Raw genomic sequence first — 21,999 nt, 5'->3', positions numbered from 1 at the left:
TGTTAATCACGCTCACTCGCATGTTTGTTACCGGTCAGGATGATCAGGCCCTAGTGGTTAGTCCTGACGGAAAAGCTGAAGAGGGTCATGCACCTTGTGAAATGTAAATAATTTATCGATATGCGCTCTCCTCTTTTTCTATAAAAAAATAGGCATCGAGTTGAGGCATCTGTAATGGATCGGACTTTTCTTCAATCCACCCCAAATTCAGAGATGCGATCTTATCCGCCAACGAACGAGCATCCAGACACATAGGTACCACGTAGGGATAAGGAGACCTTCCGCGGTCCCACCAATCAAATCCGAAATAGCTGGCTTTGGGCACAACAGTAATTCCCGTTCCGAAATACCAGTCGACGGTGGCATTGCTAAAAACCTTGTACCACCTGCTGTCAGCATTAAGTGACGCAGGATATAGTTTTTCTGAATTCTGAATCGTCATATCAAAAATCTTTTCGATTTTTTCTTTCGACAGATCGTCAGCGGGTGTCCGCAACACTTGTATCAGTTTTTCTTGAATATCATCGGGGGTGAACGGAAATGGCGGCTTCCACGCCCCTTGTGCCCATATTTCTTCAGCACTAACTTCTGGCTGTTTTATCGGGAGTGGTGGCATCACTGCCAGCGCAGTTTGATTGCAGGTGATTAGGGCCGCAACAAAAGCTAACAATAAAAAATCAGCCCTCAATTTGCTGTTCATTTTTTCTCCCAGAAGGATGCGGCATCGTCCTGTCGCACATCTTCTCGCATTAGCCTGACGTTTTGCTGAACCTGTCTAAAAGGTCCGGCAAGATCAGGAAGCGCACCTCCTATTCAAAACAACCGACATAAAAAGGGGAACTTGATTGTCATCTATCAAGGCAATTCCAGAGATGCCATTCACTGCCGCCGTCACTTGGCTTTATCATCGGCATTTACTATGCGGTGCGACCGGTTGAGTGAGCTTCGTCGGTATTCAAATTCGTCGTGCCAATTCTTGAAGAAAACTTAAGGGCGCTTCCTTCAGCACACCGAGCGGATCGGATAGCCGCTGGGTCCAATAATGATACTTAAAAAAATGATGAACTTGGTCTCGATCATCTGCTTGCTAACTATCCCCGCACTGGCACAAGCGCAAATCAACATCGGCTTCTACAAGCAAGAAAAGAGCGGCCTGAGCATCTACACGACCGCCCCTCTGACGGCAATTCACAGGATTGCACTTTGTACCGATCCGTCTGATAACCCGTCAGCTTGCCATTGGCTCAAACCAAATGAGTTCAAGCAAGCTGAAGCAGTGGATGATGTCATGGCAGAGCAGACAGTGATGCACTACCGCATGAGCAGGCACATCAGTACTGGCATCAAGACAGCACTGGGCATCGCGATCATCAACGCTGAGCAGGTCAGGCGTTCGGCCAACAGCGGCTTCATCGCAATTGCTCAGCGCAAGCACTACAAGATTCTGATTTGTACGGGTGTTGAAGGAATCAACCTTGAGCTCCTCGATGGCCCGCGCAAGCTTCATAACCTGTATTTCTACCTCGGTTACGATACCCTTCCCACTTGTGAAAATACCGGGCCGGTCGACATCAAGGGCCAGTGAAGCGGAATATCAAATCACTACCAGACATTCAAGACGTGCTGAAAGCCTTCCTCGCCACAATCGCAACAACAGAAGATGCCTCATGGATTTTTTATGTTGTCGCTCTTATTCAGGTCTCTGTTGCAGTCCTTCATCTTGGCCAGCCCCTTGAAAACTGACGATCCAGCTCCACAACAACACTCTCTCGCTCGTTGCGCACCGCCTGCGCGCCCGCTGCCAGGCCCTCCATGACCGTAAAACGCAAGTCATGCAGCCCGATGGTCGCCAGCGCCACCTTCAGATAGGGCGTGAGGAAATCCGGCTGCCGCGCCGACGCGCCGGTGAAGCGCCCGCCGGAGACCACCGCCACATGCACCGGCCGGTCACGCAGCAGGCCCGCTTTGCCATCCGGGGTGATGGCAAAGGTCCGGCGCACCCGCACCACGTGATCGATCCAGGCCTTCAGGACCGAGGGTGCGGTGTAGTTGTGCATGGGCGTGCCGATCACCACCTGGTCAGCCTGCTCCAGTTCTTCAATGAGACGGTCCGACAGGGCCAGCGTGCCCTGCCCCGCATCACTGCCGTCCAAGGCAAAGGGGGAGCCCAGCGCATCGGCATAGACAGCATCGACATGCCCGATGCCGCTGGCGTACAGATCACGCAGGATGACCTCGGCCTGTGGATGCTGTGCGCCAAGGCGCTCGACGATCTGACGGGACAGCCACCAGGCATTCGAAGCTTCCTGCCGCGGCGACGCAAGCAGATGCAGAATCTTCATGCGACAGCTCCGATAGCCTTGCCGAAGCGCAGTGAGCCCGTCAGCATGCCCTGGCGGAAATAGAAGCGCTGTGCCAGCGCATTGGCCATGCCGGTATCGAGCACCAGGCGGACACAGCCGGCCTGGGCAGCGACCTCCTCCATCGCAGCCAGCAGCCGTTCACCCCAGCGCTTGCCGCGCTCACTACCGGCCGCCACCAGATCATCGACGTAGAGGAAAGGACCATAGACCAGGTTCTCTTGAAAGCGGTAACCGGCGAGCGCAACGACCTTTCCCTGATCCCAGGCGGCCAGGATGCGGTAGCCCTGCGGGATGGCGCGGCCGATGCGCTGAAGGAACTCGTCACTGTCGCGCAGATGCGGCCGCAGTTCGTGCATCACGGGAAAGCAGGCCAGTTGGTCGGAGGCGGTATCGGCGTGGCGTAGCGCGTCGTCGGTGAGGCGCCAGTCGGGCGCAGGAGTGATTTCGGAAACTGGATCCATGGTAAAAGGGTCGATGCGATCAGAGTGGAAAGAGCTTCATCCTAATGAGCCGATGGCATAATCGGCAGATCCAAGAAATGACATTTCGACTGGTCCATGATTTCCCTGCCTCCCTCATCCTTGATCCGCCTCGACAGCAGCACCGGCGAAGCGTACTACCGCCAGATCTACGCACGCCTGCGCAGCGCCGTGGCTGACGGACTGCTGCGGCCGGGTGATCGCATTCCCTCGGCACGGGCACTGGCTGCGGAATTGGGATTGGCGCGCGGCACGGTGGAGGCCGCCTATTCGCTGCTGGCCGCCGAGGGCTACGTGGAAGCGCGCGGACAAGCCGGGACGGTCATTGCCGCCGGGGTCCGCCGGGTAGTGCAGGCAACGGCGGGGCCTGCGCGGACATCGCCCGTGGCGGCGCGCCATCCTCTCCTGCCGGAAGAGGGACAGGCCGAACCCAAAGGCCCGCGTCCCTTCCAGATGGGCATCCCGGCGCTGGACGCCTTTCCGCGCAAGATCTGGGCACGCCTGGCCGCACGCGCAGCGCGGGCCACGCAAGCCGCCGACATGCTCTATCCCTCCCCGGCCGGACTGATGGCGCTGCGAGCGGAAATTGCGCGCTACCTGCAGTTGTCACGCGGTATCGATTGCCGGGCCGAACAGGTCTTCGTCACCTCCGGCTATCGCGACAGCCTGAACCTGATCACCCGCACCCTCCTCCAGCCGGACGACAAGATCTGGGTGGAAGACCCCGGCTACGCCCCGACCGCCGCCCTGCTGCGCGAGGCCGGCATGCAGCTGGCCGGCATACCGGTAGACGGCGACGGCATGCAGGTCGAGTACGGACTGCGCCATGCAGCCCGCGCACGCGCCGCCGTGGTCACGCCAGCGCATCAGAGCCCGACTTGCGTGGCCCTGTCGCTGCCGCGCCGCCTGGCCTTGCTGGAATGGGCGGCGCGTGAACAGGCATGGATTGTGGAAGATGACTACGACGGCGAATACCGCTACGTCAGCCGGCCCTTGCCCGCACTCAAGAGCCTGGACCGCGAGGACCGCGTCCTCTATGCCGGCACCTTCAGCAAGGTGCTGTTCCCGGCCATTCGCCTGGCCTACCTGGTGGTGCCGCGTTCGCAGGTGGAGCGCTTCAGGCACAGTGCGCAGCTCTTCTCCGGTGCCGCTCCGGCGCTAACGCAGCATATCGTCGCCGACTTCATGGCCGAGGGGCATTTTGCCCGCCATATCCAGCGCATGCGGCGCCTGTATGCCCAGCGCCGCACCATGGCCATCGCCGGTCTGGAAGGCGTGTTGCATTCCCATGTCCGGATCGATTCGCCGCCCGGCGGCATGCATCTGTTGTTGCGTCTGCAGGGCCGCCGCTCGGACCGGCTGCTGGCGGAAAAGATGCGCCAGCACGGCATGTTCAGCCGCGCCCTGTCGGAATGCCTGCTGGCACCGCGCCCCGGAGTGGCACCGATGATCATGCTCAGCTTCACCAACATCGACAGCCGCCGCCGTGCCGCCGAGCTGGCACGGCGCATCCTGCCCATGCTGGCACCGGCCTGACATGGACTAGTGCAAATCACCATTCTTGGCACTTATCGACTGGTCCATGCAGGTGCATGATGGCGACTCGTTTCCATCACATCCAGGAGCCAGTCCCCATGTCCGCCCGCATCGATCTCTACAAGAATGCCACCGCCGCCTACGACGGCCTGCTGGCCGTGAACCGTCATCTCAAGCAATGCAGCCTGCCCGCCGACCTGGTGGAGCTGGTGTTTTTGCGGGTGTCGCTGATCAACGGATGCGCCTACTGCATCGACAAGCATTCGCGTGACCTGCTCAGCAGCGGCATGCCGGTCGACAAGCTGGTGCTGGTCCCGGTCTGGCAGGAAGCCGGCCCGCTCTTTACCCCGCGCGAGCAGGCCGCGCTGGCCTGGGCCGAAGTGGTCACGCGCATCGACCAGACGGCCGCGCCGGATGCGGATTACCAGGCCGTGATCCAGCACTTCACCGCACAGGAGTACAGCGAACTGACCATCGCCATCGCGCTGATGAATGCCATGAACCGGCTGGCCATTCCTGGCCGCATGCAGCCACAGGCAGCGCGCACCTGAGACACCATGGCGGGCCTCAGACCGACTTCAAGGCCGCCACCAGCGTGCGCAGCGCACTCTGCAAGCGCGGCTCCTTGAGCCGGGCATGCAGCCTTACCTGGGCCAGCGGCAGCTTGGGCAAGCCCAGGCGCTCGCCCACGTCCACCGCGCCGGGCGGAGCGCTGCGGTGGAGCAGCGCCGACACCGCCAGACCCGCACTGACCGCCGCCCCCACCGCCAGAATGCCGCCACCGACGAAGACCTCCACCCACGGGATCCCCGCCGCATCGAGCCGCCGCAAGGACAGCTCGCGGATGCGGCAGGCCGAGGAAAACGTCGCCACCCGCAAGGCCGGACCGGCCCAGCATTGCGCATCGGGATGGGCGAACCAGCCGATGCGCTCTTCCATGACCAGCTTGCCGCCCTTGTCCTGCGGTTCGCGGCGCACGATGACGGCATCGAGCTCGCCGCGCTCATATGCTGGCATCAGGTCATGCGAGGAACCCACACGTACCTCCACCACCACGCCGGGATCGACCGCGTGGACCTGCGCCAGCGCACGCGGCAAGGTGGCGCCGGCCACGTGGTCGCTGATGCCGACCGAGAAGCGGACCGGCCCCTGGTCCAGTTGTTCCAGCGCGCGCTCATGCGCGGCCAGCAGGCTGCGTGCGGCCGGCAGGAACTGCTGCCCTTCGGCCGACAGGCGCACCTGGCGCGGCGTGCGTTCCAGCAGGCGACGGCCCAGCCGCTGCTCCAGCTTCTTGAGCTTGAAGCTGATGGCCGATTGCGTGCTGTCCAGCGCTTCGGCCGCACGGGTGAAGCTTTGCAGGTCGGCGGCCAGCACGAAAGCCTGGACGGCGTCCAGATCCAGCGGTTTATCCATGGTGAAGGGCCCTCACGGTCCAAAATCCATGATGATGAATTTCAATCATTGAAATCATCAATCAGTGGTTTTTCAAATGATTGCACCAGCATAGCATGCAAGGCATGGAGTGAACGCGCTCCGCCATTTCCATCACCCGCAAGGAGAACATCATGCCCCTGGTCCGCATTTCCGTATTGCGCGGCAAGTCCCGCAGCTATCGCCGCGCCATTGCCGACAACATCTACGAAGCCCTGCGCGAGAGTTTCAACGTCCTTGAGGAGGACCGCTTCATGGTCATCACCGAGCATGATCCGGAAGACCTGGTCTTCAGCCGCAGCTACATGGGCATGGCGCGTACGGATGACTTCGTGCTGATCCAGCTGACAGTCAGCAATACCCGCACCCAGGCGCAGAAGAATGCGCTCTACGCCGCCATCGTGGCGCGCCTGCAGCAGGACCCCGGCATCGGGCCGGATGACGTGATGATCAGCCTGGTCGAGGGCGACAAGGGCAACTGGTCATTCGGGCGCGGGCTGGCACAGTACGTGATGTAGCGCCGCCGGGCGCAGCGCCTGCAGGCCGCGCTGCGGCCTGCTAGGATGTCGCTCATCGTCATCACTGCGCGGCTGCCGCGCCTCTTCCATGCCCCCTGCGACATCCTGCCTGCGGCAGCCTCTGCGACACCTCACCCGTGGCCTGGCGGTCGTGCTGCTGGCGGCCGGCCTGACTGCCTGCTCTTCCTCCAGCAAGTACTACGATCCCAACAAGAGCAATCGCACCGAGACGGGGTTTCGCAACAACTACCCGCAGCCCGAACGCGGTTCCCTCTTGAAATGGCAGTGGGAGCGCCTGACCCAGGGCCTGCCCAAGCCGCCCGAAAACAATTACCAGTTTCCCGTCGTCAAGCCCGACCTCGCCTGGCTCAAGAGCAACCACGGCAGTCCCAGCGTGACCTGGATCGGCCATGCCACTGCGCTGGTACAACTGGGCGGCAAGAACGTGCTGACCGATCCGATGTTCTCGCAGCGGGCCTCGCCCTTCTCCTTCATCGGACCGTCGCGCAAGGTGCCGCTGCCGGTACAGATCAGCGAGCTGCCGCATATCGACGTGGTGGTGATCTCGCACAACCACTACGACCATCTGGACCAGGCGAGCGTGGAGCAACTGAATCTTCAGGCGGGCGGGCCGCCGCTGTTCCTGGTGCCGCTGGGGGTGCGTGACTGGTTCCTGTCGCTGGGCATCACCAATGTGAAGGAAATGGACTGGTGGGACAAGACCGTGATGGACAACCTGGACATCTACTTCGTCCCGGCCACGCACTGGTCGGCGCGCGGCGTGTTCGACCGTTCAGAGACCTTGTGGGGTGGCTGGGTCATCCAGGCGGCGGCGCAGCAAGCGGGTGCCGAGCCCTTCTCGGTCTATTTTGCGGGGGATACCGGCTATTCGAAGGACTTCCGCGACATCGGCGAACGCTTCGGCCGATTCGATTTGGCGCTCATCCCCATCGGGGCCTATGCGCCGCGCTGGTTCATGCAGAACCAGCACGTGGACCCGGCCCAGGCCGTATTGATCCATGAGGACGTGCGGGCCAAGCGTTCAGTGGCCATTCATTGGGGGACCTTCGAGTTGGCCGACGATCCGCTCGACGAGCCGCCCAAGGAACTGGCCAAGGCCCTGCGTGAGGCGGGGCTGCCGCAGGAGCAGTTTGTTGCGCTCAAGCATGGGGAGACGCTCAAGCTGGATCAGTAAATCGGGAATGCATCAACAACAAGGCCCGCATCGTTTCCGATGCGGGCCTTGGGAAGCATGCGATAGCGAAAACGCGCTACGGCTGCAGTGCGAACCGGGCTGAACTGATTACAGCTTGGAAGCGATCAGCTTGCCCAGGCGCTCCACACCGGCGCGGATCTGCTCCGGCGGCACGGTCACGAAGGACAGGCGCAGCGTGTTCTTCTGCGCCACGTTGGCATAGAACGGTGCGCCGGGGACGAAGGCGACCTTCTCCTGTTCCACTGCTTCGTTCAACAGCGCGCCGGCATCCAGGTGCTCGGGCAGCGTCACCCAGATGAACATGCCGCCTTCCGGCTTGCTCCAGCTGCAGCTGGCCGGGAAGTACTGTTGCAGCGCGTCCAGCATGGCCTGGCACTGGTCGCCATAGAGCTTGCGGATGGTCGGCACGTGCTGGTCCAGGAAACCGTCCTTGATGGCTTCGTACACCACCATCTGTGTCAACTGCGCAGTGTGCAGGTCAGTGGCTTGCTTGGCCTGCTCCATCTTCAGGATCAGCGGACGCGGCGCCACCACGTAGCCCAGGCGGATGCCGGGAGTCAGCACCTTGGAGAAGGAACCCATGTAGATCACGCCCGACGGATTCATCGACAGCATCTTGGGCAGCGGAGCATTCTGATAGCTCAGGGCACCGTAGGGATCATCCTCGATCAGCGGCAAGCCCAGGCGGGCACAGGTTTCCACCAGCTTGAAGCGGCGCTCGGTGGGCAGGGTGCGGCCGGTCGGGTTCTGGAAATTGGGCAGCGAATACAGCATGCGCGCGCCACCGGCGATGGCTTCGATGGTCTCGGGTTGCAGGCCGAATTCGTCGCTGGGCACCGACTCGAACTTGGCACCATACAGCGAGAAGGCCTGCAGTGCGCCCAGGTAGCTCGGGGTCTCGACCAGCACCTTGCTGCCTTCGTCGATCATGACCTTGCCCAGCAGGTCCAGGCCTTGCTGCGATCCGGAGACCATCAGCACCTGTTCGGCGGTGATCTGGGCGCCATTGGTGGACAGCGATGCCGCGATCCATTCACGCAGCGGCAGGTAGCCATCGGTGGGGCCATATTGCAGGGCCATCTTGCCTTGCTGGCTCAGCACGCGGTCGAAGGCGGTCTTCATGTGCTCGACCGGGAAGGTCAGCGGCGAGGGCAAGCCACCGGCGAAGGAGGTGATGTCGGGACGCATCGTCACCTTCAGGATTTCGCGGATGGCCGAGCTCTTCATGGCTTCGGCGCGCTGGGAGAACTGCCACTGCAGCGGTGCGGGATTTTCGAGTTTCATACGGGTCGTTCAGTCTGTGTTCGGTGTGTGAGGTGGTCGGGCCGGGCGGCTTCTGTGGCCGCCACTGCCCTGTCATGCAAGGCGATCAGGCGATCTCGGCGATCATTTCGATTTCGACGCAAGCGCCCATGGGCAGCTGCGCCACGCCGAAGGCGGAACGGGCGTGCTTGCCGGCGTCGCCGAAGACTTCGCCGATCAGCTCGGAAGCGCCATTGGTCACCAGGTGGTGTTCGGTGAATTCGCCGGTCGAGTTGACCAGGCTCATCAGCTTGACGATGCGCTTGACGCGGGTCAGGTCGCCCCCACAGGCTGCCTGCAGGGTGGCAATCAGGTCCACCGCCACGGCGCGCGCGGCCAGCTTGGCGTCGTCGGTGCCGATGTCGCGTCCCAGCTGGCCGACCCATACCTTGCCATCCTTCTTGGCCAGGTGGCCGGAGAGGAAGACGGTATTGCCGGTTTGTGCATACATCACATAGGCTGCTGCCGGGGTGGCCACGGCGGGCAGTTCGATGTTCAGTGCTTTCAGCTTTTCATAGACGGACATGCGGTACTCCCTGTTGGACAGCGCCCGCTTGCGGCCAAAAGGCAAATGGCTCGCGCGTTGCGCGTTGACAAAATGTGAAAAAACAAGTGTTCGATTATCTCAAAAAACAGCCGCTTTAGCCCGACCCAGCTGAACTATTTCGGCTCGCAAACCCGGTCAGAGCTGCGTCAGCGGCTTGCAGCCCCCTGCCTGCGCGGCCTTCAGCGACGCACCGCCATGCGGCGGCCGATGGCCACCACCACGATCACGGCCAAGGCAAAGAGCATGTTGCTCGCATCCAGCGCCTCATGGGCGATCACCGCCGCGCCCAGCAGGCTCATGAAAGGTTGCAACAATTGCACCTGCCCCACCCGGGCGATGCCGCCCAGGGCCAGGCCCTTGTACCAGAAGAAAAAGCCGATGAACATCGAGAACAGCGATACGTAGGCAAAGGCCAGCCAGGCTGGCGACGAAGCGCTCACGCCGTACTGCCAGCCCAGCCACACCGACACCGGCAGCATCACCGGCAAGGCCACCACCAGCGCCCAGGCGATCACGTTCTGGCCGCCCATGGTCTGCGCCAGGCGTCCGCCTTCGGCATAGCCCATGGCCGCAGTGACCACGGCGGCAAACAGCGCGAAATCAGCCAGATGGAAACTGCCGCCGCCTTCGCGCAGGGCAAAGGCGATCACGATGCCGGAGCCCGCCAGCGCGGCCAGCCAGAAACCCTTCGAAGGCCGCTCACCGAAGCGCAGCGCGCCGAACAGGGCCGTGGCCAGCGGCAGGAGGCCGACCACCACGGCACCATGGGCGGCCGGGACATAACGCATCGCAATCGAAGAAAACAGCGGGAAACCCACCACCACCCCCAGGGCGGTGATGATGAGGCCGCGCAATTGCTGCCGGGTCGGGCGCGGGGCCTTGATCCAGGCCAGCAGCGCCAGTGCGCAGACCCCTGCCACGACCGCGCGGCCGAACGCCACGAAGGCCGGGTTGAGCTCGGCCACCGCAATGCGCGTGAAGGGCAGCGTGAGGCTGAAGATGGCCACGCCGATCAGGCCCAGCCACATGCCGCGGCTTTCGTGACGGGCCGTGCCGGCGCCGGGCGCTGCTGCGGGGTGGCTGGTCTTGCTGCTGGCTTGCATGAAGTTCCCCTGAGGTCAAAACGCGTTATTGATATAAATGATTTCCATGTCTTGCCGCTGCTACAGCCAGATCGCCAGCGCCGAATAGAGTGTCAGCAGGATCATGACCGCCGCAAAGATCGCGCGCCACCGGGGCTGTTCGAGATAGCGCCGCAAGAGCGCACCGGCACCGGCCCACACCGACACGCAAGGCAGGTTGATGGCACAGAACACCGCACAGTAAATCAGGATGGCCAGCCATCCGGACTGCTTATGCAACAACGGCATGAAGGCCGAGGCGCCGGTGATGGCCATCACCCAGGCCTTGGGATTGGCGAACTGGAACATGGCGGCCGCCCAGAACGACATCGGCCGCACCGCCCGCTCACCCGCCCCGGAGACGGCCATGCGGCGCAACTGCCAGGCCAGGTAGAGCAGATAAGCGCAGCCCAGTGCCTTCAACAGCAGCACCACTTGCGGCACCGCCACCACCAGCTCGCCTATACCGAATGCGCATACGGCCAGCAGCACGCCGAAGCCGAAGGTGATGCCCAGCATGTGCGGCAGCGAGCGACGAAAGCCGAACCAGATGCCCGAGGAGGTCAGCATGATGTTGTTCGGCCCCGGCGTGATGGAGGAGACGAAGGCAAACGACATCAGCGGCAGCAAGGCTTCGATCATGCGTTTCTCCTTTGCGCAGCCTGCGCCAGCGACACCACCTGGGCCGGAGCCAGCAGTGCATCGGCAGCCGCACTGGGGCGCGCCAGTACACCGGCAAACACGTCATGGTCGACATTGCCGCCGGAGAGCGTGACGCCGATCTTCCTGCCGCGCAGCCGCGTGCGCAGCTGCAGGGCGGCCGCCAGCGCACAGGCCCCCGCGCCTTCAGCCACGTTGTGGGTGGCGATGAAGGCCAGCTTCATGGCATCCATCACTTCGTCATCGGTCACCGCGATGACCTCGTCGACCTCGGAAAGCATCACGTCCAGCGACGCCTGGTCCGGTACGCGACAGGCGACGCCATCGGCGATGCAGGTCGAGACCGGTGCCTCGATCTTGCGGCCCGCTTCGAACGAGAGCTTGTAGGCCAGCGCATGCGCCGAGACCACGCCGATGATGCGCGTCTTGAGCCCCAGTGCATTGCGGGCCGCGACCGCGCCACACATGCCCGAGCCTTGGCCGATGGGCACCAGCACCACGTCCAGCTCGGGCTGGGCGGCGAACAATTCCATCCAGTAGGTCGACACGCCCGCCACCAGGTCGCGATGGAAGGAAGGAATCATGTGCAGCCGCTGCTCGCGGGCCAGGCGCTGGGCGTGCTCGCGGCTGTCCTGGAATTCGCGGCCGTGTTCGATCAGGTCCACGCCGAGTGCGCGCATGGCGGCGTTCTTCTCGCGGCTGTTGCCCTCGGGCACGACGATGGTGGCGGGAATGCCGAAGCGGCGCGCCGACAAACCCACCGACTGGCCGTGATTGCCGCGTGTGGCGGAAATGACGCCGGACAGTTGCGGCTGCTGCCGGGCCAGGTGATGCAGATAGACCATGCCGCCTCGCACCTTGAAGGCGCCGGTCGGTGCGTGATTCTCATGCTTGACCCACACCTCGGCACCCAGTGCCTGGTTCAGCAGCGGCCAGCACAGTTGCGGGGTCGGGGCCATGCCGGCATAGACGATGCCGGCCGCCTGCTCGATCTCGCCCAGGCCGGGCAACAGTTCGCTGGCAGTACGCGGGGCTTGGCTGGCTTGGATGGACAGGCTGCTCATGACGATGGTCTCCTCGAAAAGATGCGAAACAAGAGCACTCTTCACCGTGTCACCCGGCACTTTGTCGCCAGGCCACTTACTCTTGCATTGGCTGACATCCTAGCCGACAATACCAGTACAGTACCTATACACTTTTCCAAATAGTTTCAAACATTGTCACGGTAAAATGACCAATACAGTCAAGCATCTGCGCAGCATCCCGGGCAAGACAGTTGCCGCCGACGCCGCCCTCCCCGGCTGGCCCATGCTGGTACGCGAGAGCGGAGAATCGCTGGTGGACCAGATCGTGCGCGGCGTGCGCGCCCGCATCGACGACAAGCTCCTGCGCGGCGGGGCACGCATGCCCTCGATCCGGCAGTTTGCAGATGCTCACGAGATCTCGCGCTTTACCGTGGTGGAAGCCTTTGACCGGCTGGTGGCCCAGGGTTATCTGGAGTCACGCCGGGGCTCGGGCTTCTTCGTCAAGGAACGGGTGGCCGTCGCCAACGGTTACGGCAACCTGGCGGCCCAGGCCGAAGCGGTGGCCGAGGCCGAACGCGGGCTGGATGTGGTCTGGCTGGTGCGCAACATGTTCCGCCAGATGCCGCCGCACAAGATGCCCGGTGGCGGCCTGCTGCCGCCGGATTGGCTCGATGGCGAGCTGATCGCCAACGCCCTGCGCGCCATCAGCCGCGACAATCCTTCGCTGCTGCTGGGTTATGGGACGCCGCTGGGCTTCCTGCCGCTGCGCCAGCAATTGCAGCTGAAACTGGCCGAGCTGGAAATCGCCGCCGCGCCCGACCAGTTCGTGCTGACCACGGGCGTGACGCAAGCCATCGATACCGTGGCACGCCACTTCCTGCGGCCGGGCGACGTGATCTTCGTGGATGATCCGGCCTGGTTCCTGATGTTCGGTTCCTTTGCTGCACTGGGGGCCAAGATCGTCGGCATTCCGCGTCTGGCCGATGGCCCGGACATCGCCCAGCTGCGCGAACTGGCCGAGATCCACAAGCCCAAGCTTTACGTGATCAACTCGGTGCTGCACAACCCGACCTCGACCTCGCTGTCGGCCGCCAAGGCTTTCCAGGTGTTGCGCATCGCCGAGGAACATGACTTCATCATCGTCGAGGACGACATCTATTGCGACATGCATCCGGGTTCCGCCGTGCAGGCGGCCACCCGTATTGCGGCACTGGACCAGCTGCAGCGAGTGATCTATCTGGGGGGATTTTCCAAGACGCTGTCGGCCAACCTGCGCGTGGGCTTCATCGCCACCTCGGCCGAACTGGCGCGCAGCCTGGCTGACCGCAAGCTGCTCTCGACGCTCACTACCGGAGAAATCGGTGAACGGGTGGCCTACCGGGTGCTCTCCGAAGGGCATTACCGCAAGCATGCGGAACGCCTGCGCGCGCGCTTGAACGGTGCGCGCGACAAGGTCATGCGCCAGCTGGAACGCATGGGCATGGAAGTCGGTGATCCGCCGCCCTGCGGCATGTTCCTGTGGGTCGATACCGGGCGCGATACCAACGTCATGACCGAAGAAGCGATGGAACAGGGATTCCTGCTGGCACCGGGCAGCCTGTTCTCGCCTGCGCAACTGCCTTCCACCCGCATGCGCATCAACGTCGCCGGGATGTCGGACCCCGGCATCTGGCGCTTCCTGGAAAAGGCGATGGACCGCTGACCATCGCCCTGTTCCTGCACGCAGCCCCGCTTCAGATCATCGTCACATCACATCAGGCAGTGACCAGGTGGATGCGGGCAATTTCCTGGTTGCTGGCGTTGTAGAAGGCATAGTCGGTCGTGCCGGGGAAGTAGACGTAATGGTCCGAGCCGTTGGCCATGATCTGCAAGCTCTCGGAGGTACTCATCTTGACCGTGAGGATCTTCGAGATGCCGCTGCCGGCCATGCCCATCTGACGCACATCGTCGGCCGTGATGATCACGTTGGTACCGCTGCCGGCACTGACGTCCAGTGTGGTGATGCCGGTGACCTTGCTGGAGAAGTTGCTCAGGTTCAGTGACGTCCCCAGGTCCGCAAAGTGCAGCGTCGTGACGCCTGCGCCACCGCTGATGCTGTTGATGTTGGAGGTGCCTGTGGTCTGGTTGACCATGTCGCTCTGGGCCCCCGCCGAACTGTGCGAACCGGCGCTGACGTTGATGAGGTTGTTGCCGCTGCCGACCGTCACCGAATTGTGGCCGCCATCGACCACGTTGAACACATCAGTGCCCGAACTCGCGCCACCGCCGCTCAGTACGTTGGTGGTCGCCGTGCCGCGTGCCGACAGCACGTTGGCCGCGCTGTTGCCGGTCAGCGTGCTGTCCACGTTGGCACTGCCTTCCAGATTGGCAATGCCGACATAGCTGTCGCCGCTGGCATCGCCGCCGCTGCCCCCCGCACCCGACACCAGGCTGGCCGTGATCGCGCTGCCGGTCGAATACAGGTAGCTGACCGTATCGCTGCCCCCTGCCCCGCCGTTGAAGACGTTGGCCGCGCTGTTGGCGTAGAAGGTATCGCTGCCGGCGCTGCCGGTCGCGTTCTGGATGTTGACGTAGGTATCCCCCGCCGCATAGCCGCCGCTGCCGGTGCCGTGATACAGGTCCACCACAACCGCCGTGCTGCCCGAGCGCGCGTAATTGACCGTGTTGTTGCCGGCCCCGCCATCAAAGGCGTTGGCCACGCTGCTGGCATAGAAGGTATCGTTGCCCGAGCCGCCGGTGAGGTTGGCGATGTTGGTGAAGGTATCGCCCACCGCATAGGTACCGGTCGCCGCCAGCGTATTGGTGAGGTCCACCGTCACGCCGCCGGTATCGTACTCGTAGCTGACCGTATCGACCCCGCCGCTGCCGCCATCGAACTTGTTGGCCTGGGTGCTGGCCTTGAACAGATCGCTGGAGGCGCTGCCGATGACGTTGTCGATGTTGACCAGGATATCGCCCTGGGCGTCGCCGCCGGTGCCGGTGCCGTTCTTGAGATCGATGGTCACCGCCGCTCCCGAACCGGCATAGGAGGCATAAGTGAAGGCGCGATTGGCCAGCACCGCGGTAATGGTGTCGGCCCCGCCGCCGCCTTCCAGCACGGACTGCGTCCCCACCGTGGCAAAGCCGGTCAGCGTGTCGTTTTGGGCACTGCCGACCACGTTCTCGATGGCGGTGTAAGTGTCGCCCTGCGCATAGTTGCCGCTGCCCACGCCGGTGGACAGGTTCACCGTCACGCCGGTGCTGTCGCTGCTGGTGGAGAGCGAATAGTTGACCGTATCGGAACCACCCGCGCCGCCGTTGAACTTGTTGGCATTGGCGCTGGCGAAGAAGGTGTCGTTGAGACTGCTGCCGATGACGTTGTCGATGTTGAACAGCGTATCGCCCTGGGCATCGCCACCGGTGCCGGTACCGGCCTGCAGGTTGATGCTCACACCCGCTGACGAACCGGCATACGAGGCGTAGGTGTCGGCACGGTTGGCCACCACCGCAGTGAGGCTGTCGGCCCCCTGGCCGCCGGTCAGCACCGAAGTGACGCCAGCCGTCGCGTAACCGGTCAGGGTATCGGCCCAGGCGCTGCCGATCACGTTCTGGATGTTGGCATAGGTATCGCCCTGGGCGTAGTTGCCGCTGCCGATACCGGTCGAAAGATTCACCGTCACGCCGGTGGAGCCGTTGCTGCTCGGCGTACCCGAATAGCTGACCGTATTGGAACCAGCGCCGCCGTCCAGGAAGTTCACTGCCTGGCTGGCCACGATGGTGTCGTTGCCGCTGCCGCCGGTGGCATCCTGGATGTTGGCGTAGGTATCGCCATTGGCCAGGCTGCCCGTGCCGCCGCTGCCGGTACCGGTGAGCAGGTTGATGGTTTCATCGGCGGTCGAGTTGACGTAGCTCACGCGGTTGTGCAGCGAACCGGTGCCGCCATCGAGCGCGTTGGCCGCCGCACTGGCGATGAAGACGTCATCGGCGGTACCGCCGGTGGCGTCCTGGATGTTGGTGTAGGTATCGCCGTCGGCCAGACTGTTCGCGCCACCGCTGCCGGTGCCATTGAACAGGTTGATGGTTTCCGAGACAGCCGAGGTGCTGTAGTTGACGCGGTTGTGGGTGCCGCCACCGCCATCGAATTTGTTGGCCGCGCTGTTGCCGTAGAAGGTGTCGTTGCCGCCACCACCGGTGACATCCTGGATGTTGATGTAGGTATCGCCATTGGCCAGGCTGCCCGTGCCGCCACTGCCGGTGCCGGTGACCAGGTTCACGGTTTCGTCGGCGCTGGAATTGGCATAGCTGACCAGGTTGTGCGAGGTCGACGTACTGGTACCGCCGTCGAAAAAGTTGGCCGCGCTGTTGGCGATGAAGACGTCATCGGCCGAGCCGCCCGTGACATCCTGGATGTTGGCATAGGTATCGCCATTGGCCAGGCTGTTCGCGCCGCCGCTGCCGGTGCCGTTGAACAGGTTGACCGTTTCAGCCACGGTGGAGCTGCTGTAGTTGACGCGGTTGTGGCTGCCGCCACCGCCATCGAAGAAGTTGGCGGCCGTCGTACCGTAGAAGGTGTCATTGCCGCTGCCACCGGTCACGTCCTGGATGTTGGTGTAGGTATCGCCATTGGCCAGGCTGTTGGTGCCGCCGCTGCCGGTGCCTGCGATCAGGTTGACGGTTTCGTCGGCCGTGGAGTTGGAATAATTGACCCGGTTGTGCGTGCCGCCACCGCCATCAAAATTGTTGGACGCGCTGTTGCCGTAGAAGGTGTCATTGCCGCTGCCACCGGCCGCATCCTGGATGTTGGTGTAGGTGTCGCCGGCGGCAAGCGTGCCGCTGCCCAGTCCCGTGAAGAGGTTGATGGTTTCGTCAGCTGCGGAGTTGACATAGCTGACGCGGTTGTGCGAACTGGCCGTGCTGGTGCCGCCATCGAAATAGTTGGCCGCCGCGCTGGCCACGAAGAGATCGTCAGCCGAACCGCCGGTGGCGTCCTGGATATTGGTGTAGGTATCGCCATTGGCCAGGCTGCCGGTGCTGCCCGTGCCATTGCCGGTGAACAGGTTGATCGTCTCCGCGACGGTGGAGGTGCTGTAGCTGACCCGGTTGTGGCTGCCGCCGCCGCCATCGAAATTGTTGGCGGCAGTGTTGCCGTAGAAGGTGTCGTTGCCACCGCCGCCGGTGACGTCCTGAATGTTGACGTAGGTGTCGCCATTGGCCAGGCTGCCGGTGCCGCCACTGCCCAGTCCGGTCACCAGGTTGACGGTTTCGTCAACGGTGGAATTGGTATAGCTCACCCGGTTGTGCAACGAGCCGGTGCCGCCATCGAAATTGTTGGCCGCCGCGCTGGCCGTGAAGACGTCATCGGCGGTACCGCCGGTCACGTCCTGGATGTTGGTGTAGGTATCGCCATTGGCCAGGCTGCCGGTGCTGCCCGTGCCGGTCCCGGTGAACAGGTTCACCGATTCGGAGACGGTGGAACCGCTGTAGTCGACCCGGTTGTGGCTGCCGCCCCCGCCATCGAAACGGTTTGCCACGCCATTGCCGTAGAACGTGTCGTTGCCGCTGCCGCCGGTAGCGTCCTGGATGTTGGTGTAGGTATCGCCTGCGGCCAGGCTGCCGGTACCGCCACTCCCCAGGCCGGTGATCAGGTTGACCGTTTCATCGACACTGGAATTGGCATAGCTGACGCGGTTGTGCGTGCCGCCGCTGCCATCGAAATTGTTGGCCGCGGCATTGGCGATGAAGGTGTCATCGGCACTGCCGCCGGTCACGTCCTGGATATTGACGTAGGTATCGCCATTGGCCAGGCTGCCCGTACCGCCCGTGCCCACGCCATTGAACAGGTCTACGGTCTCGGCCACGGTCGAGTTGACGTAGCTCACGCGGTTGTGCGAACTGGACGTGCTGCTGCCGCCATCGATGAAGTTGGCAGCCACGTTGGCGATGATGAGGTCATCGCCCGAACCGCCGGTCACATCCTGGATGTTGGTGTAGGTATCACCCGCCGCATAGGTGCCGCTGCCGCTGCTGGTGAAGAGGTTGATGGTCTCGCTGGCGGTCGAGTGCGCATAGCTGACGCGGTTGTGCAGCGAGCCCGTGCCACCATCGAAATTGTTGGCCGCGAGACTGGCGACGAAGGTGTCGTCGTAGATGCTGCCGGTGAGGTCCTGCACATTGACCAGCTTGTCGCCGGCCGCATAGCCACCGAAGGTGCCGCTACCGTTGCTGAAGCTCAGGTCCACCGTGACCGCAGCATCCGAGCTGGCATAGCTGACGCGGTTGTGCGAGCTGGCCGCACTGGTGCCGCCATCGATGCTGTTGGCTTCGCTGCTGGCGATGATCACATCGTCCAGCGAGGAGCCGATCACGTTCTGGATGCCGGTGTAGGTATCGCCTGCGGCAAAGCCGCCACTGCCACTGCCGGTCACCAGGTTGACGGTGACGGCTGCCGTCGAGAAGGCGTAGCTGACCGTATTGGAACCGAGCCCGCCAGCGAAGACGTTGGTGTTGCTGTCGGCGATGAAGGTGTCATCGTAGGCCGAGCCGATCACGTTCTGGATGCCGCTGTAGGTGTCACCGCCGGCGAAGCCGTTGCTGCCGGTGCCATGGAAAAGGTCCACGGTGACGCCGTTGCCGTCGCTGGCCTTGGCGTAGCTGACCGTATTGGTGCCGCCCCCGCCGACGAAGTCGTTGGCCGCCAGGCTGGCGATGAAGGTGTCATTGCCGGTGCTGCCGGTGACGTTCTGGATGTTGACGTAGGTATCGTTGTCGGCATAGCCGCCGCTGCCGCTGCCCAATACCAGGTCCACCGTAACCCCGGCGTTCGATGCGGCATAGCTGACCCGGTTCGAGCCGGCCCCGCCGTCGAAGTTGTTGGCTGCTGCACTGGCCACGAAGGTGTCATTGCCGACACCGCCGGTGAGGTCCTGGATGTTGGAGAGCTTGTCACCCTGCGCATAGCCACCGGACGTGCCGGTGCCATCGGTGAAGTTCAGGTCCACCGTCACTGCGGTGGTAGAGGCGGCATAGCTGACGCGGTTGTGGTTGGAGCCCGCGCCATCAAAAGTATTGGCGTCGGCGCTCGCCACGAAGGTGTCGTCATAGGCGCTGCCGATCAGGTTCTGAATGTTGCTGAAGGAGTCGCCCGCCGCGTAGTAACCGCCGGTACCGGTGCCGATGGCATTGGTCAGATCGACCGTCACGCCACCGGTCGAGAAGATGTAGCTGACCGTGTTGGAGCCACCGCCACCGTTGAAGTTGTTGACGTCGGCGCTGGCAATGAAGGTGTCGTTGAAGGCGCTGCCGATCAGATTCTGGATATGTGCCAGCACGTCGCCCTGGGCATAGCCGCCGGAGGTGCCGGTGCCGTCGGTGTGGGTCAGGTCGACCGTCACTGCGGCATTGGAGTTGGCATAGCTGACCGTATCCGAGCCGCCCAGTCCGCCGTTGAAATTGTTGGCGGCGGCACTGGCGATGAAGGTATCGGAGTAGGAGCTGCCGACGATGTTCTGGATGTTGGTGTAGGTATTGTTCTGCGCGTAGCCGCCGCTGCCGCTCATGGTGATCATGTTCACCGTGACCGCGCCGGTGGAGGCACCGTAGTTCACCGTATCGGAGCCACCGCTGCCGCCATCGAAGTGCACGCTGTCCACGCCGGCGATGAAGACGTCATCGAAGGCCGAGCCGACCGCATTCTGGATGTGGTTGTAAGTGTCGCCTTCAGCATAGCCGCCGGTGCCGCGTCCGGACACGAAGTTGATCGACACGCCGGCCGTCGAGCCGGCATAGCTGACGGTATCGCTGCCGCCGCTGCCGCCGTCGAAGCTGTTGGCGTCGGCGCTGCCGACGAAGGTATCGTTGAAGGCGGTACCGATCACGTTCTGGATGCGGACGTAGGTATCCCCCGCCGCCGCTCCGCCGCTGCCCACGCCGCTTTGCAGGTTGACGTTCACGCCGGCATTGGAGCTGGCGTAGGACACCGTATTGGAGCCCGATCCGCCATCAAAACGGTTGGCATCGCCACTGGCGACGAAGATGTCGTTGTAGTCGCTGCCGATGACGTTCTGGATATGTGTATAGGTATCGCCCTGCGCGTATCCGCCCGTGCCAGTGCCGGTGACCAGGTTGACTGTCACGGCACTGTTCGAGGAAGCGTATGACACTGTATCGGACCCGCCGCTGCCACCGTCCAGTCGATTGACCGCCGCATTGGCGACGAAGGTATCGCTGAAGGCACTGCCGCGCAGGTTCTGGATGTTGCTCAACTGGTCGCCCTGGGCATCGCCGCCGGTGCCGGTGCCGGTCACCAGGTTGACCGTCACGCCAGCCGATGACCCGGCATAGCTGGCCGTGTTGACATTGGTGCCGGTGCTGTTGACGCCGCCCACGATCTGGTCGGCACCCGCGCCGCCCTCGAAGAAGGTATTGCCGGTGCCGCCGATGAGGACGTCGTTGCCGGTGCCGCCATAGATCACGTCATTGGCGTTGCTGCCATAGACGGTCACGCCGCCATTGCCGGCATGGATCTCGTGCGGCAGGCCCTGGGCCGGCAGGACCAGTACCGGGTCGCCGGTGGCCGGATCGAGATAGCTCAGGTCGCCATAGCCGGTGGCATCCTTGATGGCCACGTGGCGCGTGTCGTTGAGGGTGAGCTGGCCATTGGAGGTGGCCACCACGGTACTGAAGCTCAGATCGAAGGCCTGGTGTACCGGTGAGGCTGAATTGGCTTCCACCGTACTGTACTGGAACTGTAACGGGAAGTCGGTCTGGCCGGCCGCCACCGTCATCTGGAAACGTCCGCCACCGAGGTCAGTACCGTTGACGATGGACATCCCCGCCGGCACGCCCGAGACCGTCACCGACAGCACCGTGCCATTGCCGGTGATGGTGACGTCGAACACCTTGATGAAGGTACCGGCGTTGTTGCCCGCTGCGTAGATGGTATGCACGCTGTCGGGCGCATTGATGACCTGGGTGCTGAACTGCAGCGGCAGGCCGGCGTCCGTCGCCGAGACCGGAATGCCGCCGCTGCCCAAGAGCGTGTCGCCAGTCTGCGTGGTGGTGGCCAGGTTGACCAGCTTGATCGCCATCGACGGTTGCGAGGGATCGACCACGATGGTGGACGGCTTGCTGCCCGGACGTTCCGGCGGCAGTTGCGGCTCCACCGGCTTGACCGGCGCTTCGTTGGCGTTGGGATTGGCGGTCTGCGCAATCACCGATTGCGGCTGGACCGGTTGCGTGGTCGGCTGCGACTGCGAGGCCGCTGCGGCGGCCGCCGTGCTGGTCACGGTTGAATGGCTGGTGTCGCCGGCCGTCAGCGGGCCGGTGGAATTGGCGGTCTTGCCGGTGCCGCTGCTGCTGGTCAGCGAGGCGGCGTTGTCACTGATGATCTGGGCGAACTGGGTCGCGCCTTCACTGCCGACGCTGGCCGAGTTGCGGTCCACCGTGACCTGCTGGGCCGGGGCCACGTTGGGTGCAGAGGCGACCGGATCGGAATTGAGCACGCGCGACTGGTCGTTCGGCTTGAGCGAGATCTTGCCCACGGTATCGAGCAGCTTGCCGGTATCGGCGCTGGTGTCGGAGAACCTGACCTTGGACTTGTCGTCCATGGCTTCCATGGCTCCGCCGGCCAGCACCACCTTGGTGCCGTCGGCCATGTGCAGCACCATGTCCACGTCGACCACCTGCACGTGCTGTACGGCCGCGCGGTTGGCGCTGACCTGGAAGCTGCCGGCCTGGTCGGGCATGACCACGCGCACGGGTCCTGCTACCTTGTCCGCGGAGTTCGCTTGTGATGAGCTTGCGGTTGCCATGTTTCCTCGCTAT

General features: G+C 63.2%; 16 protein-coding genes. 6 read left to right on the top strand and 10 right to left on the bottom strand.

All coding sequences use genetic code 11. The features are described 5' to 3' along the window. Nucleotides 1-112: 112 nt before the first annotated feature. Complete coding sequence (locus JOD78_RS17230; RefSeq protein ID WP_209568358.1) at nucleotides 113-700, bottom strand: hypothetical protein; 588 nt, start codon at nucleotides 698-700, stop codon at nucleotides 113-115. A 357-nt stretch (nucleotides 701-1,057) separates the two neighbouring features. Here JOD78_RS17230 and JOD78_RS17225 point away from each other — a divergent pair, with 357 nt between their 5' ends. Beyond that, a complete protein-coding gene (locus tag JOD78_RS17225; protein WP_209568360.1) occupies nucleotides 1,058-1,585 on the top strand; it encodes a hypothetical protein in 528 nt (175 codons plus the stop codon). 130 nt (nucleotides 1,586-1,715) lie between these two features. On the opposite strand, the gene JOD78_RS17220 is transcribed toward JOD78_RS17225, so the two are convergent. Continuing rightward, complete coding sequence (locus JOD78_RS17220; protein ID WP_209568362.1) at nucleotides 1,716-2,342, bottom strand: NAD(P)H-dependent oxidoreductase; 627 nt, start codon at nucleotides 2,340-2,342, stop codon at nucleotides 1,716-1,718. Next, nucleotides 2,339-2,824, bottom strand: coding sequence for a GNAT family N-acetyltransferase (locus JOD78_RS17215; RefSeq protein WP_209568365.1), 486 nt, complete (start codon nucleotides 2,822-2,824; stop codon nucleotides 2,339-2,341). Before JOD78_RS17215 ends, JOD78_RS17220 begins: the two co-directional genes overlap by 4 nt. Nucleotides 2,825-2,920: 96 nt before the next feature. Here JOD78_RS17215 and JOD78_RS17210 point away from each other — a divergent pair, with 96 nt between their 5' ends. Both JOD78_RS17210 and JOD78_RS17205 read left to right on the top strand, forming a co-directional pair. Further along, nucleotides 2,921-4,378 (top strand): PLP-dependent aminotransferase family protein, encoded by a 1,458-nt coding sequence (locus tag JOD78_RS17210; RefSeq protein ID WP_209568367.1) that lies wholly within the window; start codon nucleotides 2,921-2,923, stop codon nucleotides 4,376-4,378. A gap of 98 nt (nucleotides 4,379-4,476) precedes the next feature. Continuing rightward, nucleotides 4,477-4,929: a carboxymuconolactone decarboxylase family protein gene (locus tag JOD78_RS17205; RefSeq protein WP_121039295.1), complete on the top strand. Its 453-nt coding sequence runs from the start codon at nucleotides 4,477-4,479 to the stop codon at nucleotides 4,927-4,929. Between the two features lie 16 nt (nucleotides 4,930-4,945). Here JOD78_RS17205 and JOD78_RS17200 read toward each other — a convergent pair whose 3' ends face one another. After that, on the bottom strand, nucleotides 4,946-5,791 hold the full coding sequence (locus JOD78_RS17200) for a LysR family transcriptional regulator (RefSeq protein WP_121039292.1): 846 nt from the start codon (nucleotides 5,789-5,791) through the stop codon (nucleotides 4,946-4,948). A 152-nt stretch (nucleotides 5,792-5,943) separates the two neighbouring features. Between JOD78_RS17200 and JOD78_RS17195 the strand changes: the two genes are divergently transcribed. Beyond that, nucleotides 5,944-6,327, top strand: a complete 384-nt coding sequence (locus JOD78_RS17195) for a tautomerase family protein (protein WP_209568369.1) — start codon at nucleotides 5,944-5,946, stop codon at nucleotides 6,325-6,327. 88 nt (nucleotides 6,328-6,415) lie between these two features. Further along, a complete protein-coding gene (locus JOD78_RS17190; protein WP_134135107.1) occupies nucleotides 6,416-7,522 on the top strand; it encodes an MBL fold metallo-hydrolase in 1,107 nt (368 codons plus the stop codon). 108 nt (nucleotides 7,523-7,630) lie between these two features. Here JOD78_RS17190 and JOD78_RS17185 read toward each other — a convergent pair whose 3' ends face one another. From JOD78_RS17185 to JOD78_RS17165, 5 genes are all read right to left on the bottom strand, one after another. Beyond that, a complete protein-coding gene (locus JOD78_RS17185; protein ID WP_204725311.1) occupies nucleotides 7,631-8,827 on the bottom strand; it encodes a PLP-dependent aminotransferase family protein in 1,197 nt (398 codons plus the stop codon). A gap of 85 nt (nucleotides 8,828-8,912) precedes the next feature. Continuing rightward, entirely contained in the window at nucleotides 8,913-9,371 is a 459-nt protein-coding gene (locus tag JOD78_RS17180; protein ID WP_039786637.1) for a RidA family protein, read from the bottom strand. Nucleotides 9,372-9,571: 200 nt separating this feature from the next. Continuing rightward, nucleotides 9,572-10,495, bottom strand: a complete 924-nt coding sequence (locus JOD78_RS17175; protein ID WP_121039282.1) for a DMT family transporter — start codon at nucleotides 10,493-10,495, stop codon at nucleotides 9,572-9,574. A 60-nt stretch (nucleotides 10,496-10,555) separates the two neighbouring features. Continuing rightward, the gene (locus JOD78_RS17170) at nucleotides 10,556-11,155 is read right to left on the bottom strand and encodes a LysE family translocator (protein ID WP_121039278.1); all 600 of its coding nucleotides are present in this window, start codon (nucleotides 11,153-11,155) and stop codon (nucleotides 10,556-10,558) included. After that, entirely contained in the window at nucleotides 11,152-12,237 is a 1,086-nt protein-coding gene (locus tag JOD78_RS17165; protein ID WP_209568371.1) for a threonine dehydratase, read from the bottom strand. Before JOD78_RS17165 ends, JOD78_RS17170 begins: the two co-directional genes overlap by 4 nt. 166 nt (nucleotides 12,238-12,403) lie before the next feature. Here JOD78_RS17165 and JOD78_RS17160 point away from each other — a divergent pair, with 166 nt between their 5' ends. Beyond that, nucleotides 12,404-13,900 carry a PLP-dependent aminotransferase family protein gene (locus JOD78_RS17160; protein ID WP_121039272.1) on the top strand — a complete coding sequence of 499 codons (1,497 nt, stop codon included), beginning with the start codon at nucleotides 12,404-12,406 and terminating at the stop codon, nucleotides 13,898-13,900. A 52-nt stretch (nucleotides 13,901-13,952) separates the two neighbouring features. Here JOD78_RS17160 and JOD78_RS17155 read toward each other — a convergent pair whose 3' ends face one another. Next, nucleotides 13,953-21,986: a calcium-binding protein gene (locus tag JOD78_RS17155; protein WP_245202164.1), complete on the bottom strand. Its 8,034-nt coding sequence runs from the start codon at nucleotides 21,984-21,986 to the stop codon at nucleotides 13,953-13,955. Between the last annotated feature and the right edge of the window lie 13 nt (nucleotides 21,987-21,999).

The organism is Herbaspirillum sp. 1130 (assembly GCF_017833835.1).
Classification (GTDB): Bacteria; Pseudomonadota; Gammaproteobacteria; order Burkholderiales; family Burkholderiaceae_D; genus Herbaspirillum; species Herbaspirillum huttiense.
Note: the sequence above shows the minus strand (reverse complement) of the source record. Positions and strands in the feature narration are given on the sequence as shown.

Coding starts and splice junctions, on each gene's coding strand:
- JOD78_RS17230 (WP_209568358.1), bottom strand. CDS start 700: ATGAACAGCAAATTGAGGGCTGATTTTTTATTGTTAGCTTTTGTTGCG.
- JOD78_RS17225 (WP_209568360.1), top strand. CDS start 1,058: ATGATGAACTTGGTCTCGATCATCTGCTTGCTAACTATCCCCGCACTG.
- JOD78_RS17220 (WP_209568362.1), bottom strand. CDS start 2,342: ATGAAGATTCTGCATCTGCTTGCGTCGCCGCGGCAGGAAGCTTCGAAT.
- JOD78_RS17215 (WP_209568365.1), bottom strand. CDS start 2,824: ATGGATCCAGTTTCCGAAATCACTCCTGCGCCCGACTGGCGCCTCACC.
- JOD78_RS17210 (WP_209568367.1), top strand. CDS start 2,921: ATGATTTCCCTGCCTCCCTCATCCTTGATCCGCCTCGACAGCAGCACC.
- JOD78_RS17205 (WP_121039295.1), top strand. CDS start 4,477: ATGTCCGCCCGCATCGATCTCTACAAGAATGCCACCGCCGCCTACGAC.
- JOD78_RS17200 (WP_121039292.1), bottom strand. CDS start 5,791: ATGGATAAACCGCTGGATCTGGACGCCGTCCAGGCTTTCGTGCTGGCC.
- JOD78_RS17195 (WP_209568369.1), top strand. CDS start 5,944: ATGCCCCTGGTCCGCATTTCCGTATTGCGCGGCAAGTCCCGCAGCTAT.
- JOD78_RS17190 (WP_134135107.1), top strand. CDS start 6,416: ATGCCCCCTGCGACATCCTGCCTGCGGCAGCCTCTGCGACACCTCACC.
- JOD78_RS17185 (WP_204725311.1), bottom strand. CDS start 8,827: ATGAAACTCGAAAATCCCGCACCGCTGCAGTGGCAGTTCTCCCAGCGC.
- JOD78_RS17180 (WP_039786637.1), bottom strand. CDS start 9,371: ATGTCCGTCTATGAAAAGCTGAAAGCACTGAACATCGAACTGCCCGCC.
- JOD78_RS17175 (WP_121039282.1), bottom strand. CDS start 10,495: ATGCAAGCCAGCAGCAAGACCAGCCACCCCGCAGCAGCGCCCGGCGCC.
- JOD78_RS17170 (WP_121039278.1), bottom strand. CDS start 11,155: ATGATCGAAGCCTTGCTGCCGCTGATGTCGTTTGCCTTCGTCTCCTCC.
- JOD78_RS17165 (WP_209568371.1), bottom strand. CDS start 12,237: ATGAGCAGCCTGTCCATCCAAGCCAGCCAAGCCCCGCGTACTGCCAGC.
- JOD78_RS17160 (WP_121039272.1), top strand. CDS start 12,404: ATGACCAATACAGTCAAGCATCTGCGCAGCATCCCGGGCAAGACAGTT.
- JOD78_RS17155 (WP_245202164.1), bottom strand. CDS start 21,986: ATGGCAACCGCAAGCTCATCACAAGCGAACTCCGCGGACAAGGTAGCA.